This is a genomic window from Streptomyces sp. NPDC091292 (genome assembly GCF_044757265.1).
GTDB lineage: Bacteria > Actinomycetota > Actinomycetes > Streptomycetales > Streptomycetaceae > Streptomyces.
Map to the genome: position 1 here is coordinate 110,859 of NZ_JBIVUQ010000015.1, position 15,698 is coordinate 126,556.

Genomic DNA, 15,698 nt, shown 5'->3' on the forward strand with positions numbered 1-15,698 from the left:
GGAATCAGAGGTTGCGGTACACCTCACGGCGGTCGCCCACCTTCACCACCAGGATGACGAGTTGGCCGTCGTCGATCTGGTAGGCGATGCGGTACGGGCCGACCCGGAGGCGGTAGAGGCCGGAGGGGCCGCTGAGCTTCTTGATGTCGGCGTCCTCCCGGTACGGGTCGTCGCCGAGCGCCGTCAGCGCGGTCAGGATGCGCATGGCCGCCGGGCGGTCGATGGCCCGCAGTTGGCGCTGCGCCGCCGTGGTGAAGCGGAACGCGTACTTCACGCGGCGCCCTCGGAGTGATCCCCGGTGCGGTCCCCGCGCTCGGTGAACAGGTCCGCCAGCAGCTCGGCCATCGTCACGGTCGGACCACCGTCGGCGAGGACCGCCTCGGCCTCACGCGCCAGCATCTCGTCGGCCGCTTCCTCCAGCGCGTCGAAGTCGGCGATGGGCACCAGGGCCGCCACGGGCTCCCCATTGCGCGTGATCACGGTCGCGGTGCCCTGTTCGGCGCGGTTGATGTGGTCGGCGAGGTGTGCGCGGGCCTCGCGGACGGTCACGGGGTTCTCTGCCATACGGCCAGTGTACGCGTCACGGTGTACACGCGTCAGCGGGGCGGCTGAGCAGGCCCCCCATCGTCTGAGCGGGCTTTCCGGGGGGTTTCGCGGCGCGGCGCGACACCCCGCCGGAAAAGTTCGTGAAGTTCTTCACAAGGAATTCGGTCCTCTTGGGCGAGGTTCGGCGGAGAAGGGGTCCCCGGGCGGGTTTCCAGGGGGGTTCCGGGGTGTGCGCGGGGGGTTCCGGGAGTGTTACGGCGGGGTGAATCGGGGGCTGGTCCACCCCCCTGAATGACCCGGACGGGCAGCTCACGGGCGTGATGCAACGTGCCGCCGGTCGTCGTGGTTCCCGCCGCGTGACATGACGTGTGTCACGGTGGTCGCGCAGGGTAGCACAGGCCAGGCGAGTGCTTGTGAAGGGGCGCACGAACGGCCCTCCGGAGGGGGTGGATACTCGTTGCCATGAGCACCACGGAGCGTCCCAGGATCCTCGTAGTAGGCGGTGGGTACGTAGGTCTTTACGCGGCGCGTCGCATTCTGAAGAAGATGCGGTACGGCGAGGCGACAGTCACGGTCGTCGACCCGCGCTCGTACATGACGTACCAGCCCTTCCTCCCCGAAGCCGCCGCCGGCAGCATCTCGCCCCGGCATGTCGTCGTCCCGCTACGACGCGTGCTGCCGAAGGCGGAGGTGCTCACCGGCCGGGTCACCACCATCGACCAGGACCGCAAGGTCGCCACCGTCGCGCCGCTCGTCGGCGAGGCGTACGAGCTGCCCTTCGACTACCTGATCGTCGCGCTCGGCGCCGTCTCGCGTACCTTCCCGATCCCCGGCCTCGCCGAGCAGGGCATCGGCATGAAGGGCATCGAGGAGGCCATCGGCCTGCGCAACCACGTCCTGGAGCAGCTCGACAAGGCCGACTCGACCACCGACGAGGACGTCCGCCGCCGCGCGCTCACCTTCGTCTTCGTCGGCGGCGGCTTCGCGGGCGCGGAGACCATCGGCGAGGTCGAGGACATGGCCCGGGACGCGGCCAAGTACTACAACAACGTCTCGCGCGAGGACATGCGCTTCGTCCTCGTCGACGCCGCGGACAAGATCCTCCCCGAGGTCGGCCCCAAGCTCGGCCAGTACGGCCGCGAGCACCTGGAGGGCCGCGGGGTCGAGGTCTACCTCTCCACCTCGCTCGACTCCTGCGTCGACGGCCACGTGGTGCTCAAGAACGGCCTGGAGGTCGACTCCAACACCATCGTGTGGACCGCCGGCGTGAAGCCGAACCCGGTCCTCGCCCGCTACGGCCTCCCGCTGGGCCCCCGTGGCCACGTCGACACCCGCACCACGCTCCAGGTGCAGGGCGCCGACCACATCTGGGCCGCCGGCGACAACGCCCAGGTCCCGGACCTCGTCGGCCGCAAGGCCGGCAACCCGAACGCCTGGTGCCCGCCCAACGCCCAGCACGCGCTGCGCCAGGCGAAGACCCTCGGCGACAACGTCATCTCCGGCCTGCGGGGCTTCCCGCAGCAGGAGTACAGCCACGCCAACAAGGGTGCGGTCGCCGGGCTCGGCCTGCACAAGGGCGTCGCGATGATCGTCATGGGCAAGATGAAGATCAAGCTCAAGGGCCGGCTCGCCTGGTACATGCACCGTGGCTACCACGGTCTGGCGATGCCGACCTGGAACCGCAAGATCCGCGTCTTCGCCGACTGGACCCTCGCGATGTTCCTCAAGCGCGAGGTCGTCTCGCTCGGCGCGATGGAGACCCCGCGCGAGGAGTTCTACGAGGCCGCCCGCCCGACGCCCGTACCGGTGGCCGCAGGCGCGGCGCCCGCGCAGTCCGCCGTCCGGAGCGAGGAGAAGGCCAAGGCCTCCTGACCTCCGTACCACCCCGCCTCCGTTGAAGGCTCCGCCGAAGGGGCCGTCCGCCATCCGTGGTGCGGACGGCCCCTTCGGCGTTCCCGGGCGGCCCAATGTATGGAGTCTGCACGTATTTTGCGGATCCGTAACGGGAAAACGGGACTGTGCGGCCGACCCGTTGGTGTTGACGTGGTGTTGGACCGTCACGGGATCTGCGATCACGGGATCTGCCATCACGGAGGTGTGTGCCATGCAGGACGCCGCACTGCGGCTGAGGAACCTCGCCGAGCAGCTCATCGGAGCCAGGCTGCCGGTGCGTATCCGCGCCTGGGACGGTTCGGAGGCGGGTCCTCCGGACGGCCCCACCCTCGTCGTACGCCACCGCCGCGCGCTGCGGCGGCTGTTGTGGAAGCCGGGGGAGCTGGGCCTGGCCCGCGCCTGGGTCTCCGGTGACATCGACGTCGACGGGGATCTGTACGAAGCACTCGGCCTGATGTCCTCGCTGATCTGGGACCGGGGCGAGGACGCCAGGACCCTGCGGCAGGCCCTGCGCGACCCCGAGTTCCGCGCCGCCGCCCGCTCGCTCGCCACCCTCGCGGGCCCCTATCCGCCGCCGCCCCCGCCGCGCGAGGAGACCCGCCGCACCGGCCGTCTCCATCTGCACACCAAGCGGACCGACCGGCGCGCCATCAGCCACCACTACGACGTCGGCAACGACTTCTACTCCCTCGTCCTCGGCCCCTCCATGGTCTATTCGTGCGCCTACTGGGACTCCCCGGACGGCACCCTGGAGGACGCCCAGCGCGACAAGCTCGACCTGATCAGCCGCAAGCTCGACCTGAAGCCCGGAATGCGGCTGCTCGACGTCGGCTGCGGCTGGGGCTCCATGGCGATCCACGCGGCCCGCGAGTACGGCGTCCGCGTCGTCGGCGTCACCCTCTCGCACGAGCAGGCGGCCTTCGCCCGCAAGCGGGTCGCCGAGGAAGGTCTCACCGACCGGGTCGAGATCCGCGTCCAGGACTACCGCGACGTCGCCGACGGCCCGTACGACGCGATCTCCTCGATCGGGATGGCCGAGCACGTCGGCTCCGCCCGCTATCTGGAGTACGCGCAGGACCTGCACGCCCTTCTGAAGCCGGGCGGACGCCTGCTCAACCACCAGATCGCGCGCCGCCCGCAGCGCGACGAAGAGGCGTACCACGTGGACGAGTTCATCGACGCGTACGTCTTCCCGGACGGCGAGCTGGCGCCCGTCGGCACCACCGTCGGGCTGCTCGAACAGGCCGGATTCGAGGTCCGTGACGTGGAGGCGATCCGCGAGCACTACGCGCTCACGCTGCGCCGCTGGGTCGCCAACCTGGAGAAGCACTGGGCACAGGCCGTCCGGCTGACCAGCCCAGGCCGGGCCCGGATCTGGCGCCTCTACATGGCCGCGTCGGCCCTGTCCTTCGAGCGCAACCGGATCGGCGTGAACCAGGTCCTCGCGATCCGCACCCCCGACGGGGGCGGGTCGGGGATGGCGCTGCGGGCACGGGTCTGGGGCTGATCCGGCGGATTCACGGATTCACGGATTCACGGATTCACCGGGGCCGACGGCCCCTGCGGCACGGGGAAGGGCCCGTACGGCGATGTCCGCCGTACGGGCCCTTCCCCGTGGTGGTGCGGCTACTCCGACTTGATCGCCATGAGCATGTTCAGCCGCGACGCGCGGCGCGCCGGCCACAGCGCCGCGAGGATGCCGACGACGCCCGCGAGCAGCAGGAACAGACCCATCCGCTCCCACGGCACGACCAGCGAGTACGTCGCCATTTGGGCGCCGATCAGCTCACCGCCCGCCCAGCCGAAGAAGACACCGAGCCCGAGCCCGAGCACCGCGCCGAACAGCGAGATGACCAGCGACTCCAGGCGGACCATCCGCTTGATGCCCTTGCGGTCGAGACCGATCGCGCGGAGCATCCCGATCTCCTGCTGACGCTCGAACACGGACATCGCCAGGGTGTTGACGACACCGAGCACCGCGACGATCACCGCCATGGCGAGCAGCCCGTACAGCATGTTCAGCATCAGCGTGAACATCTGCGCGATCTCGTTGGACATGTCCTTCTTGTCCTGGACCTTGATCGCCGGGTTGTCGCCGAGCGCCTTCTCCAGCTTGTCCTTCACGGCCGCCGATGTGCCGTCGGACGTCTTGAGCATGACCTGCATGTCACGGGCTTCCCGCTGGTGCGGCGCCAGTGTCTTCACGTCCATGATGATCCCGCGGATCATCTCGTTGCCCTCGTAGATCCCCGCGACGGTCAGGGTCTCCTTCTTGCCGTCCTCGAAGGACGTGGGGAGGCGCGAGCCGACCTTCCAGCCCTTCTCCTTGGCCGTCTTGTCGTCCACGACGACGCCGGTACCGGCGACCTTGAACGCGCCGCTGTCGACCGGGAGATCGGTCAGCTCGTTGATCGCGGAGCCGTTTACTCCGGTCAGGTACTCGGTCTTCCCGTCGATCCGGGAGTCCGCGTTGCGCAGCGGGGTGGTCGCGGTGACGCCCGGGACGTCCTTGAGCTTCTGCTCCACCTCGGGCGAGAGCGCGTGGTAGTTCGCCATGCTGACCGTGTAGTCGGCCTTGATGGCGGAGGTCGCCATCTTGTCGATCGCGTTCTGGGCGCTGCCCGCGATGACCGTCATACCTGTGATCAGGGTGAGGCCGATCATCAGCGCGGACGCGGTCGCGGCGGTACGGCGCGGGTTGCGCACCGAGTTCTGCCGGGCCAGCTTGCCCGCGACACCGAAGATCCGCAGGAACGGCGACGACGCGGCGATCAGCGGCCGTGACAGCAGCGGCGTCAGCACGAACACGCCGATGACCAGCAGACCCGCGCCGACACCCATCGGGAGGTTGCCGTCCGAACCGCTCATTCCGGTGGCGGCCAGGACCAGCGCGGCACCGGCGGCCGAGAACAGGGCGCCGATCGAGTTCCGTACCACCAGGGACTTCGTCGTCGCGACGGCGTGCACGCTGCTCATCGCGGCGACCGGCGGGATCTTCGCGGCGCGGCGGCCGGGCAGCCAGGCGGCGAGCACGGTGACGACGATGCCGACGAGCAGGGAGGTCAGGACGGTGCCCGAGGAGACGATCACCGGACCGTCCGGGACGGTCTCGCCCGTCGCGCCGATCAGGGCGCGCAGTCCGACGCCGATGCCGATACCGGCGGCCAGACCGGCGGCGGCGGCGACCGCGCCGACGAAGAACGCCTCAAGCAGCACGGAACGGGTCACCTGGCGGCGCGAGGCGCCGACCGCCCGCATCAGCGCCAGCTCCTTGGTGCGTTGCGCGACGAGCATCGTGAACGTGTTGGCGATGATGAACACACCGACGAACAGGGAGATCCCGGCGAAGGCGAGCATGCCCGTCTTCATGCCGCTCATCCCGGACGCGATCTGCTCGGCCTCGTCGTCGGCGAGCTTCTTGCCGGTCGTGGTCTCGGCGGCATCCTTCGGCAGGACCTTGTCGAGGGCGGCCTTGAGCTGGGTCTGCGTGGTGCCGGCGGCGGCCTTCACATCGATCTGGTCGTACTCGCCGGGCTTGTGGAAGAGCTGCTGCGCGGTCGCCGTGTCGAACAGGGCGAGGCTGCCGCCCGCGGCGACATTGCCGTCGTCGGTGGTGAAGATGCCGGAGACGGTCGGCTTCAGGACGGGGCCGTCGATGGACATCCGGACGGTGTCGCCGACCTTGTAGCCACCGCGGTCGGCGGTCCGCTCGTCGATGGCGACCTGGCCCTTGCCCTGCGGGGCCTTGCCCTCCTTCAGCGGGTAACGGGAGTCCTTCGCGCCCCAGTAGTTGGCGCCGGCGGAGTTGAAGCCGCCGCCGATGAGCTTGCCGTCCTTGTCGGCGATGGCGGCGAACCCGTTGACCACACCGACCGCGGACCCGGTACCGGGCGCCTTGGCCACCGTGTCGAGCGTCGCCTTCGTCAGCGGCTGGTCCTTGCCGACGGTGTCGCCCGTGCTCTCGGTGAACCCCGGCCGAACGGCGACGTCGACCTGATCGAAACCCTTCGACGAACTCTTCTGGTAGGCGGCGGAAATGGTGTTGGTGAAGACCAGGGTGCCGGAGACGAACGCGACGCCGAGCATGACGGCGAGCACGGTCATCAACAACCTGGCCTTGTGCGCGAAGACATTGCGCAGGGCGGTACGGAACATGGAGGCGTCCTGGTGAGAGGGGCGAAAGCCGCGCCCTTCAGGGGCGCGGGGAAGTACGGCAGCCTGGCGACGGCCGGTGGCGTTCCTTAAGGGGCGCGGGGAACTGCGCAATCGGTGAGGCCGACCCCCCACAGGGGCGCGGGGAACTGCGCAACCAGCCACGACGGGCCGTCAGCCGAGCGACAGCCCGCGGACCCCCTTAAAGGGGCGCGAGGAACTGCGCAATCAGCTGGTCCGACCCTTCGCATCGAACCGCTTCATCAGATCAAGCACCCCATCAGCGGTAGGCGAGTACAACTCGTCCACAATCCGCCCGTCGGCGAGAAACACCACCCGGTCGGCATAGGCCGCAGCCACCGGATCATGCGTAACCATGACGACGGTCTGCCCCAGCTCCCGCACCGAGTTCCGCAGGAACCCCAGCACCTCGGCGCCGGCCCGCGAGTCGAGGTTTCCGGTCGGCTCGTCACCGAAGATGATGTCGGGCCGGGCGGCCAGCGCACGGGCCACGGCCACGCGCTGCTGCTGCCCACCGGAGAGCTGCGCCGGGCGGTGCTTGAGGCGGTCGCCGAGACCGACCATACGGATCACGGTCTCCAGCCACTGCTGGTCGGGCTTGCGGCCCGCGATGTCCATCGGGAGCGTGATGTTCTCCAGTGCGTTCAGCGTCGGCAGCAGGTTGAACGCCTGGAAGATGAAGCCGATCTTGTCCCGGCGGAGCTTGGTGAGCTGCTTGTCCTTGAGGGACCCCAGCTCGACCTCGCCGATCCGTACGGAACCGCTGCTGAAGGAGTCGAGCCCGGCGACGCAGTGCATCAGCGTCGACTTTCCGGAGCCGGAAGGACCCATGATCGCGGTGAACTCGGCCTGCCGGAAGTCGACGGAGACCCGGTCCAGGGCGACCACCTTGGTCTCCCCCTGCCCGTAGACCTTGCTCAGCTCGGTGGCTCGGGCGGCCACGGTGGTGCTCGGGGCGGCGATGTGAGTGGTGGTCACGGGAGGGTGCTCCTGTCGGTACGACGATTGAGGGCTCGCGCTCTACGGCTGCGGGCGCCGTGCGTCGCGAAGACCTCTCCATCGTCGCGGCCGATCCCGGCCCTGGAGTCAGCCGCTGTTCCGGTTCCGGGGGCAGTCTTCGGTCGGACCACCGGGCCCGCTCTCATACCTGGGGATGACGGCCGACCCCGAGATGGGGATGACACGGGGTGCGCGGTGGGTCCGGTGCGGGTCCGGTGTCGGTCCGCTGTCGAACAGCGACAGATTTTTGCCGTTGACGGTGAAATTCCGTCATTCCGCGTACGTCGCATGAGACCCGGGGAAGGGTGATTTGCGGGTCCGAACGGCCCGGGACCTGGGCTGATGCTCCCTCAGACCTCAATAAAATAAGACAACATCGGACTGTCGATCTGCTGTCCGAGGGACCGCTCCCGATAGGCTCGGACCCTCGTCGCGGAGCCCATGGCCTGCCCGGATGGTGGAATGCAGACACGGCGAGCTTAAACCTCGCTGCCCTTCTCGGGGCGTACCGGTTCAAGTCCGGTTCCGGGCACCACCGCTCACGCTGCGCCTCCGCGCGACGACGGGGGGTGTGTGCGAACCGGAACTCCTCCGGCCCCCGAACCTTACCCGTGGCCTCCCGGCGCAGCCGCTCGCCCCTGTCGCTCTCTGTTCGCCATGCGTTGCAGAACGGGATGTGCGCTTCGGGTCGGATGTGTGCGCTTCAGTCCTAACCGAGGTCCGGTTGGATCAGGGAGTTCAGTTCGGCGTCGAAGAGGAGTGCGGGGTCGAACGTCATCCCCGTGAAGTGGCCCGCGAGTTCCAGGGAGAGAACGCCGTGGAGCCGGGTCCAGAAGGACAGGGCGCGGTGCAGGACGGCGTTCGGTGCGGGGTGGTCGGCCGCCCAGGCCCTGTGGTCCCCGAGGTGCGCCTCGAACGGGGTCTCGGGGCCGCCGTGCGCGGGGAGATCCACGAAGGTGTCGAGCATCGCCGCCATGATCTCGGACGCGATCGCGGTGATGTCGTCGGGAGCGTGATAGCCGGGCACGGGGGTGCCGTAGACGAGGAAGTACCGCTGTGGGTCGGCCAGCGCCCAGCCGCGCAGGGTGTGGGCAAGGGCGGGCAGGTCGGCGCCGGAACCGGCGGCGGCGCGGACGGCGTCGGCGAGGCTGCGGTACGCGTCCCTGATGAGCGCGGTGATCAGGTCGTCGCGGCTCCCGAAGTACCGGTACAGCGCGGGCCCGCTCATGCCCATCTGCTTGGCGATCGCGTTGAGGGAGAGCGCGGACGCGCCCGCCGCCGCGATCTGTTCCCAGGCGCGCTCCTTGATCTCCGTACGCACCTGGGCGCGGTAGCGCTCGCGCGGGGTCGTGCCTGCGCCTGTCCCCGTGCCCGTCTCGGCCATCCGTCCGCCGCCTCCGTATTCGCGCATGGCGATACTCTCAAGATTTCGTTAGAGGCTATCACGGACCCTCTTGACGCTAACCACTCGCTGCCGTTACAACTTCTAACCAACGGCAAGCCATCTAGCCACAAGGAAGCCTCGAAGCCTCATGACAACGCCGACGACGTCATCCGTGACCCCCACAGCCCGTCGCATCCCCCTCTCCCTCACCCTCTCCGCCTGGGCCGCCCCGGTCCTCGTGCTCGTCCAGTTCTCCCTGGTGGCGGCCGTCCCGGTCGCGATCGCCCTGGTCACAGGGCTCGGCCGCGCCCGCGACCGGGCGGTGCGCCTCGCGGCCGGCCTGCTCGCCGTCACCTTCGCGGCCCCGCTCACCATCTGGCTGGTGCGGCCCGACGGCGCGCCGAGCCTGTCCAAGGACATGCACCCCGCGTTCCTGGCACTGTTCGTCGCCGCGTCCGCCGTACTCCTCACCACCCTCCACGGCGCCCGCCGCCCACGCCTTCGCGGACGGCGGCGCCTTCGGCTCAGGTGACGATGCGGCAGCTGGTGACCGTGGTGTCGTGGCGGCCGGGGATGAAGCGGCAGGTGTTGGTGCCGGTCTGCCCGTCGACGGAGCCGCCGCGACTGCCGGAGGTGTCGGAGCTGCGGGGGGTACCCGCGGTGACGGTGATGGTGTCGTTGCCCGCGCCGCCCGTGATGATCCCGTACACGTTGCCTTCGCCGCCGCGGCTCGTGCCGATGGCGTTGTCCGGGGCGGTGCCTCCGGTGACGCGGATGGTGTCGGGTCCGGGTCCGCCGGTGATCCGTGCCCGGTCGCCCGGATTGGGTCCGTTTCCGGTGCCGCCGCTGTCGCGGCCATTGCCGCCGGTGACGGTGAGGGCGGTTCCCGCCGGGTGGGTTGCGGTGATCTTCCCGAGGTTGGCGGTTCCTCCGTCGATTTGGAGCGAGGGGCCGCCTTGGACGGTGATGCGGCGGGCGCCGCCTCCCGAGGGTCCGGCGATGATTTCTCCCGTGTTGCCGTCACCACCGTCGCCGACGCCGGTACCGCCGGTGACCTTGATCTCTCCACTGCGGCTGCCGCCGCGGACTGTGCCGCGGTTGCCTACTCCGCCATCGACGTAGGCGAGGGCGGTGGTGTTGCCGCCGCGGACGGTGACCGTGCCGGTGGTGCTGCCCTGGATCGCCCCTCCGTTCCCGTTCCCGTCGCCGGGGACGGGGCCGCCATCCCGCAGGACGGTCGTACCGCCCGTCGCCGACACGGAGGCGCTGCCACTGCCACCGTTGACGGTGCCGGTGTTGCCGGTCCCGGCTCCGCCCGAGCCGTAGGCGTTGCGGTCGTCTCCTCCGATGACGGAGACGCTGCCCGAGGCGGCGCCGGTGACGCCACCGGTGTTCCCGGTCCCGCCCTCGCCCTTCCCCTCCCCGCTGCCGCCGGTGAGGGTGATGGCGACCGACCCGGTCCCGCCGGTGACCGTACCCGCGTTTCCGGGCCCGGCCTCCGCCAGATGCGCGTCCCGGGCCGGTCCGCCGGTCACCCGCACCGTTCCCTTGGGGGCGGTGACGTCCACCCGGCCGCCCTTGGCGACACCCGGCGCCGCGGTCGTGTTCGTGGTCACGGTGATGGTGGCGGTGATGCCACCGGAGCGGACCGTGCCGTACACGGTTCCGCGCATAGTGAGGGTGTTCGCCGCCTTGGATCCGCCCTGGACCGTGTCCCCGGCCTTCACCCCGTTGGGGCAGACGATCGTGTTCTGACCTGTGGCGTTGCCCTGGATCACGGGTTTGGCCGCCGTCGTGGTCTGGGCCCGCCCGTTGACGGTGCAGGTCGTGCCACCCGCCGCGGCGGCCGGCGGCGCCACCAGGCCCGTCAAGGCGATCACGCCCGTGACTGCGGCTGCCACGGACGCCGGCCATCCCGTGACATGACGGGCCGGCGCTTCACTTCCTGGATGTGGAGAGGGTGAATCCACGGGACCTCGCACGACAACTCCCTGTACACCGTGCCGCGCCCCGGCCGGGGGCGACTGAACTTCACAGCGTGCCCGCCGCCCGACGGCCCGATCGCTGACCACGGCGAGGCTGTCGCCCGGAGGGAGCAGGTCAGGACACCCGGAACTCGCTGAAGCGGGACGCCGTGTGCAGATCGCGCTCGATGGCCGCCGCCGTCCGCCGCAGCGCCGGGAGCAGCCGGTCCCGGGTGGTGGTCAGAGGTGTCGTACCGGAGTGCTGGGCGACGTTCAGGGCGGCGACGACCCGGCCCCGGGCGTCCCGCAGCGGGACCGCGACCGAGCGCAGCCCCTCCTCCAACTCCTCGTCGATCGTGGCGTACCCCTGGCGCGCCGCCGCTTCGACCGCGCGCGCCAGGGCCCCCGGCGAGGTCAGCGTGTGCCGGGTCAGCGGCCGGGGAGCGCTCGCCGCGAGCAGCGCGTCCCGCTCCCCGGCGGGCAGGTCCGCCAGCAGGACGCGGCCCATCGCGGTCGCGTACGCGGGGAAGCGGGTGCCGGGCGCGATGTGCACGCTCATGATCCGTACGGTCGGTACGCGCGCCACGTACCGGATGTCCGTACCGTCCAGGACCGTCACGGACGTCGACTCGTGCACCTCCTCGACCAGGTCCCGCAGGTGTGGTTCGGCGAGTTCGGTGAAGGGGAGGCGGGAGAGGCGGGCGTAGCCCAGTTCCAGGACGCGGGGGAGTGGCCGGAAGAGGCGGCCGGTGTGGGTCGCGTAGCCCTCCTGTTCGAGGGTCAGCAGACAGCGGCGTGCCGTCGCGCGCGGGAGCCCGGTCGCGTCGGCGAGCGCGGTGAGCGGCAGCCCGTCGCCCCGGGCGGCGCCCAGCGCGCGCAGGACGGCGAGCCCGCGCGCGAGTGACTGGAGGAACTCGGGGCCGAGTTCGGCCTTGGCGTCACGGGTGACGGCACCCCCGTGGTGGTCCGGGTCCTGGGAGCCCTCCGCGCCCCCTCCGACCCCCGCGAACAGCTTCCCCAGTTCGCCCGCCTCCGCCCGCAGCCTCCCCAGCACCAGATCCGCCAGGTCCGCCGCGCTGTGGCGGCTCGTATGGCTGACCGCGCTGAGGGCGGCCGGCGGGCGGCCGTCCGGCGTGCGGACCGGGACCGCGACCGCGACCAGGCCCGGTTCGATCAGTTGGTCGTCCACGGCGTGGCCCGTCTCGGCCGCGCCGGTGACCCGGGCCGTGAAGTCGGACTCCCGGATCTCGCGTGGCGGCACCACGGGGAACCCCGTGTTCAGCGGGTCGGCGAGGCGGCGGGCCCGCCACGCGTCCCACCGCTCCGGCGACCAGTCCGCCGCGAACAGCGCGCCCGGAGCGCACCGTTCCGCCGGCAGCAGGTCGCCCACATGGAACGCCACCGACATCGCGCGGCGCCGCGTGGCCTGCGCCACGAACCGGACCCCGTCGCCGTCCGGCACCGCGAGGGACACCGACTCGTCCAACTCGTCGGCGAGCCGGGCGGTCCGCGCGGCGACCTCGTCCAGCGGGCCGCTCGCCGCCAAGTAGGCGTTGCCCAGCTCCATCAGGCGGGGCGTCAGCGACAGCTCCTGGCCCTGGCGGCGTACCAGGCCGAGGTGGTGCAGGGTCGCCACCACCCGGTCGACCGTGGACCGCGCGAGCCCTGTCGTACGGACCAGGTCTCCGGCCCGGGTCCGCTCGGCGGCGGGCGCCGACGCCAGCGCGCGCAGGACGGCGAGCCCCCGCTCAAGGGGACGGACCGATTCCGCCCCCCGACCGGTGTCGGCCGCCGACTCCGCCCCCGACTCCGCCCCCGACTCCGCCCCCGATTCCGTCGCCGCTTCAGGCATGGCGCTCCCTCGATTTCGTCCGGCGGGCCGTGCCGGGACCGTTGACAGCGGCCCGGACTGGGCAGACACTCCCGCTGAGCACATTATGAACAAAAGTTCATCAGGCGAACAGGCGAACAAGAGGCTACTCCATGCGTACCACCGTGGGCATCATCGGGGCCGGTCCCGCCGGACTCCTCCTCGCCCGGCTGCTGCACAACGCGGGCATCGACTCCGTCGTCCTCGAATCACGCGACCGCTCCTACGTCGAACACCGCCAGCGCGCCGGCATCCTCGAACAGGGCACCGTCGACGTGCTGCGCGCGGCAGGCGCGGGCGAGCGCATGGACCGCGAGGGGCTGCCCCACGACGGCATCGAACTGCGCTTCGACCGCCGCAGGCACCGCGTCGACTTCCCCGCACTCACCGGCGGCCGGTCCGTGATGGTCTACGCCCAGACCGAGGTCGTGAAGGACCTCATCGCGCTCCAGCTCAAGGACGGCGGCCCGCTGCTCTTCGAGACGGAGGCCCTGGAGGTCACGGGCGCGGAATCCGACCACCCCCGCATCGTCTTCCGGCAAGCGGACGGTACCCAGGACGTCCTCGACTGCGACTACGTCGTCGGCTGCGACGGCTTCTGGGGCGTCTCCCGCACCGCCGTCCCCACCACCCTGTCCCGCGTCTTCGAGCGCACGTACCCCTTCGGCTGGCTCGGCATCCTCGCCGACGTACCGCCCTCGCACGACGAACTCGTCTACGCCCGCCACGACCGCGGTTTCGCCCTGCTCAGCATGCGCTCACCCGTCGTCTCCCGGCTCTACCTCCAGGTCCCCGAGGGCACCGACGCCGCCGACTGGAGCGACGAGGAGATCTGGGACGAACTGGAACTCCGCCTGGAGACCGACGACGACTGGACCCTGCGGCGCGGCCCGGTCACCGCCAAATCCGTCACCCCGATGCGCAGTTACGTCCATGAGCCGATGCGGCACGGGCGGCTCTTCCTCGCCGGGGACGCCGCCCACATCGTGCCGCCCACCGGCGCCAAGGGCCTCAACCTCGCCGTCGGCGACGTCGTCACCTTCGCCCGCGCCCTGATCCACCGGCGCGACACCGGCGACACCGGGCCCCTCGACGCGTACTCCGCGACCTGTCTGCGCCGCGTCTGGCAGGCCGAGCGGTTCTCGTACGCGATGACGACGATGCTGCACCGCCCCGACGGCGCCACCCTCTTCGACGACCGCATCCAGCGCGCGAGCCTCGACCGGATCACCAGTTCCCGGTCCGCCGAGGCCGACCTCGCGGAGTCCTACACCGGCTTCCCGCTCGACCTCGACCTCCCCGAAGCCTGACCGGCGCACGTCCCCTTCCCCCGCGACTTCCCCCACGACGAAGTGAGAGAACCGTGACCGCTGAACCCCCCACCCGCTCGGCAGAACCCTCAACCCGCCCGGAACGCTCCTTCCGGGCGGTCGCGCTCGTGATGGCCCTGTGCTGGGTCGCCGTCTTCTTCGACGGGATGGACGTCAACATCTACGGCGCCGTCATGCCGCACCTCCTCGACGACCCCGACCTCGGCTTCAGCCCCGGTCTGGCCGGCACCATCGGGAGCTGGACCACCTTCGGCATGCTGATCGGCGCGCTCACCGCCGGCACCCTCACCGACTGGCTGGGCCGCAAACCGCTGGTCACCGGAAGCGTCGTCCTGTTCTCGCTCGGCTCCGCGCTGTGCGCCCTCGCGCCGGGCGCCGCCCTGTTCGGCGCGGGACGCTTCGTCTCAGGTCTGGGCCTCGGCGGTCTGATGCCGATCGGTCTGGCGATCGTCGCCGAGTTCGCGCCGCCGCGCCGGGCCGCCCTCGCCACCGGCCTGATGATGACCTCGTACCACGCGGGCGGCATGGCGGCCACGGGCATCGGCCTGGCCGTCGCGCCCGACCACGGGTGGCGCTGGGTGTTCTGGGCGGGCGTGCTGCCCGCCGTCATCGCGGTGCCGCTCGTCGTGAAGTGGCTGCCGGAGTCCCCGGGCGTCCTGTTCGCCAAGGGCCGCGTCGAGGAGGCGTACGCGACCGCCGACCGTTATCGCTTGGACCGCCCGGTGCCCGCCGAGGCGCCCGAGGCCGGTGCCAAGGGCCGGCTCGCCGCGATCGGCGCCCTGTTCGCGCCGGGCACCCGCTGGGCGACCCCGCTGCTGTGGATCGCGTCCTTCGCGGGGCTGCTCCTCGTCTACGGCGTCTCCACCTGGCTGCCCGAACTGATGCGCGCCTCCGGCTACTCGCTCTCCTCCTCCGTCACCTTCCTCATGGTGATCAACGCGGGCGGCATCGTCGGCATGCTCGTCGCGGGCCGCACCGCCGACCGGTTCGGGCCGGTCAAGGTCTCCGCGATCTGGTTCGTCCTCACCGCCGCGGGCACCTTCCTGCTCCGCGCCCACCTGCCCCTCGGCGTCGCCTACACGGTGGTCTTCCTCACCGGCGTCTGGCTGTTCAGCGCCCAGGTCATGGTCTACGCGGCCACCGCCCGGGTCTACGCGCCGGGCGAGCGCGCCACCGGGCTCGGCTGGGTCACAGGCGTCGGCCGTACCGGCGCGGTCGTCGGACCCACCCTCGGCGGCGCCGTCATCGCGGGCGGCAACGCGGGCCTCGGCTTCACCACCTTCGCCGTCGCCGCCGTCCTGGGCGCCGTCGCGATCACTCTGGTGCCGCTCGTCCGGCGTAGCCGGCGCGAGGTGGCGCCGGGCGCGGAGCCGGGCGCGGGGTCGACGGCGTTGGCGAGCTGATCCGCCAGCTGATCCGTTAAATCCCGCGAATACCGGGGAAAAGAGCGGGGAACGCCCGGCGTCCGCCGGGCGTTGCCTGTAACGGATGGGGAAAGATCCTCCCTGAGCACTAGGCTCAGGTCTTTGCCCGGCCAT

General features: G+C 70.9%; 12 protein-coding genes and 1 tRNA gene. 6 read left to right on the forward strand and 7 right to left on the reverse strand.

The window, feature by feature from the left end:
* Window positions 1-4: 4 nt before the first annotated feature.
* Window positions 5-274, reverse strand: a complete 270-nt coding sequence (locus tag ACIQNU_RS31830; RefSeq protein ID WP_401373017.1) for a type II toxin-antitoxin system RelE/ParE family toxin — start codon at window positions 272-274, stop codon at window positions 5-7.
* Window positions 271-564, reverse strand: coding sequence for a type II toxin-antitoxin system Phd/YefM family antitoxin (locus ACIQNU_RS31835; protein ID WP_401373019.1), 294 nt, complete (start codon window positions 562-564; stop codon window positions 271-273). Before ACIQNU_RS31835 ends, ACIQNU_RS31830 begins: the two co-directional genes overlap by 4 nt.
* A 444-nt stretch (window positions 565-1,008) precedes the next feature.
* Here ACIQNU_RS31835 and ACIQNU_RS31840 point away from each other — a divergent pair, with 444 nt between their 5' ends.
* Window positions 1,009-2,418 (forward strand): NAD(P)/FAD-dependent oxidoreductase, encoded by a 1,410-nt coding sequence (locus ACIQNU_RS31840; protein WP_401373021.1) that lies wholly within the window; start codon window positions 1,009-1,011, stop codon window positions 2,416-2,418.
* A gap of 232 nt (window positions 2,419-2,650) precedes the next feature.
* Window positions 2,651-3,946: a class I SAM-dependent methyltransferase gene (locus ACIQNU_RS31845; RefSeq protein WP_401373023.1), complete on the forward strand. Its 1,296-nt coding sequence runs from the start codon at window positions 2,651-2,653 to the stop codon at window positions 3,944-3,946.
* A gap of 119 nt (window positions 3,947-4,065) precedes the next feature.
* On the opposite strand, the gene ACIQNU_RS31850 is transcribed toward ACIQNU_RS31845, so the two are convergent.
* Both ACIQNU_RS31850 and ACIQNU_RS31855 read right to left on the reverse strand, forming a co-directional pair.
* A complete protein-coding gene (locus ACIQNU_RS31850) occupies window positions 4,066-6,594 on the reverse strand; it encodes an ABC transporter permease (protein WP_401373024.1) in 2,529 nt (842 codons plus the stop codon).
* A 225-nt stretch (window positions 6,595-6,819) separates the two neighbouring features.
* A complete protein-coding gene (locus ACIQNU_RS31855; protein ID WP_401373026.1) occupies window positions 6,820-7,590 on the reverse strand; it encodes an ABC transporter ATP-binding protein in 771 nt (256 codons plus the stop codon).
* Window positions 7,591-8,059: 469 nt separating this feature from the next.
* Here ACIQNU_RS31855 and ACIQNU_RS31860 point away from each other — a divergent pair.
* Window positions 8,060-8,146 (forward strand) — tRNA-Leu (locus ACIQNU_RS31860).
* A 174-nt stretch (window positions 8,147-8,320) separates the two neighbouring features.
* Here ACIQNU_RS31860 and ACIQNU_RS31865 read toward each other — a convergent pair.
* Window positions 8,321-8,995, reverse strand: coding sequence for a TetR/AcrR family transcriptional regulator (locus ACIQNU_RS31865; protein ID WP_401373153.1), 675 nt, complete (start codon window positions 8,993-8,995; stop codon window positions 8,321-8,323).
* Window positions 8,996-9,167: 172 nt separating this feature from the next.
* Between ACIQNU_RS31865 and ACIQNU_RS31870 the strand changes: the two genes are divergently transcribed.
* Window positions 9,168-9,527: a hypothetical protein gene (locus tag ACIQNU_RS31870; RefSeq protein WP_401373028.1), complete on the forward strand. Its 360-nt coding sequence runs from the start codon at window positions 9,168-9,170 to the stop codon at window positions 9,525-9,527.
* On the opposite strand, the gene ACIQNU_RS31875 is transcribed toward ACIQNU_RS31870, so the two are convergent.
* Both ACIQNU_RS31875 and ACIQNU_RS31880 read right to left on the reverse strand, forming a co-directional pair.
* On the reverse strand, window positions 9,520-10,896 hold the full coding sequence (locus tag ACIQNU_RS31875; protein ID WP_401373030.1) for a hypothetical protein: 1,377 nt from the start codon (window positions 10,894-10,896) through the stop codon (window positions 9,520-9,522). The two genes, ACIQNU_RS31870 and ACIQNU_RS31875, sit on opposite strands and share 8 nt — an antisense overlap.
* A 199-nt stretch (window positions 10,897-11,095) precedes the next feature.
* Entirely contained in the window at window positions 11,096-12,811 is a 1,716-nt protein-coding gene (locus ACIQNU_RS31880; protein ID WP_401373032.1) for an IclR family transcriptional regulator C-terminal domain-containing protein, read from the reverse strand.
* 131 nt (window positions 12,812-12,942) lie between these two features.
* On the opposite strand from ACIQNU_RS31880, the gene ACIQNU_RS31885 reads away from it, so the two are divergent.
* Window positions 12,943-14,139, forward strand: coding sequence for a 4-hydroxybenzoate 3-monooxygenase (locus tag ACIQNU_RS31885; protein WP_401373034.1), 1,197 nt, complete (start codon window positions 12,943-12,945; stop codon window positions 14,137-14,139).
* Window positions 14,140-14,192: 53 nt separating this feature from the next.
* A complete protein-coding gene (locus ACIQNU_RS31890; RefSeq protein ID WP_401373035.1) occupies window positions 14,193-15,563 on the forward strand; it encodes an MFS transporter in 1,371 nt (456 codons plus the stop codon).
* Window positions 15,564-15,698: the final 135 nt, after the last annotated feature.

What these genes read in the sequence shown, in the direction of transcription:
- ACIQNU_RS31865 (WP_401373153.1), bottom strand. Translation starts at nt 8,995, where the DNA reads ATGGCCGAGACGGGCACGGGGACAGGCGCAGGCACGACCCCGCGCGAG.
- ACIQNU_RS31845 (WP_401373023.1), top strand. Translation starts at nt 2,651, where the DNA reads ATGCAGGACGCCGCACTGCGGCTGAGGAACCTCGCCGAGCAGCTCATC.
- ACIQNU_RS31835 (WP_401373019.1), bottom strand. Translation starts at nt 564, where the DNA reads ATGGCAGAGAACCCCGTGACCGTCCGCGAGGCCCGCGCACACCTCGCC.
- ACIQNU_RS31850 (WP_401373024.1), bottom strand. Translation starts at nt 6,594, where the DNA reads ATGTTCCGTACCGCCCTGCGCAATGTCTTCGCGCACAAGGCCAGGTTG.
- ACIQNU_RS31880 (WP_401373032.1), bottom strand. Translation starts at nt 12,811, where the DNA reads ATGCCTGAAGCGGCGACGGAATCGGGGGCGGAGTCGGGGGCGGAGTCG.
- ACIQNU_RS31885 (WP_401373034.1), top strand. Translation starts at nt 12,943, where the DNA reads ATGCGTACCACCGTGGGCATCATCGGGGCCGGTCCCGCCGGACTCCTC.
- ACIQNU_RS31840 (WP_401373021.1), top strand. Translation starts at nt 1,009, where the DNA reads ATGAGCACCACGGAGCGTCCCAGGATCCTCGTAGTAGGCGGTGGGTAC.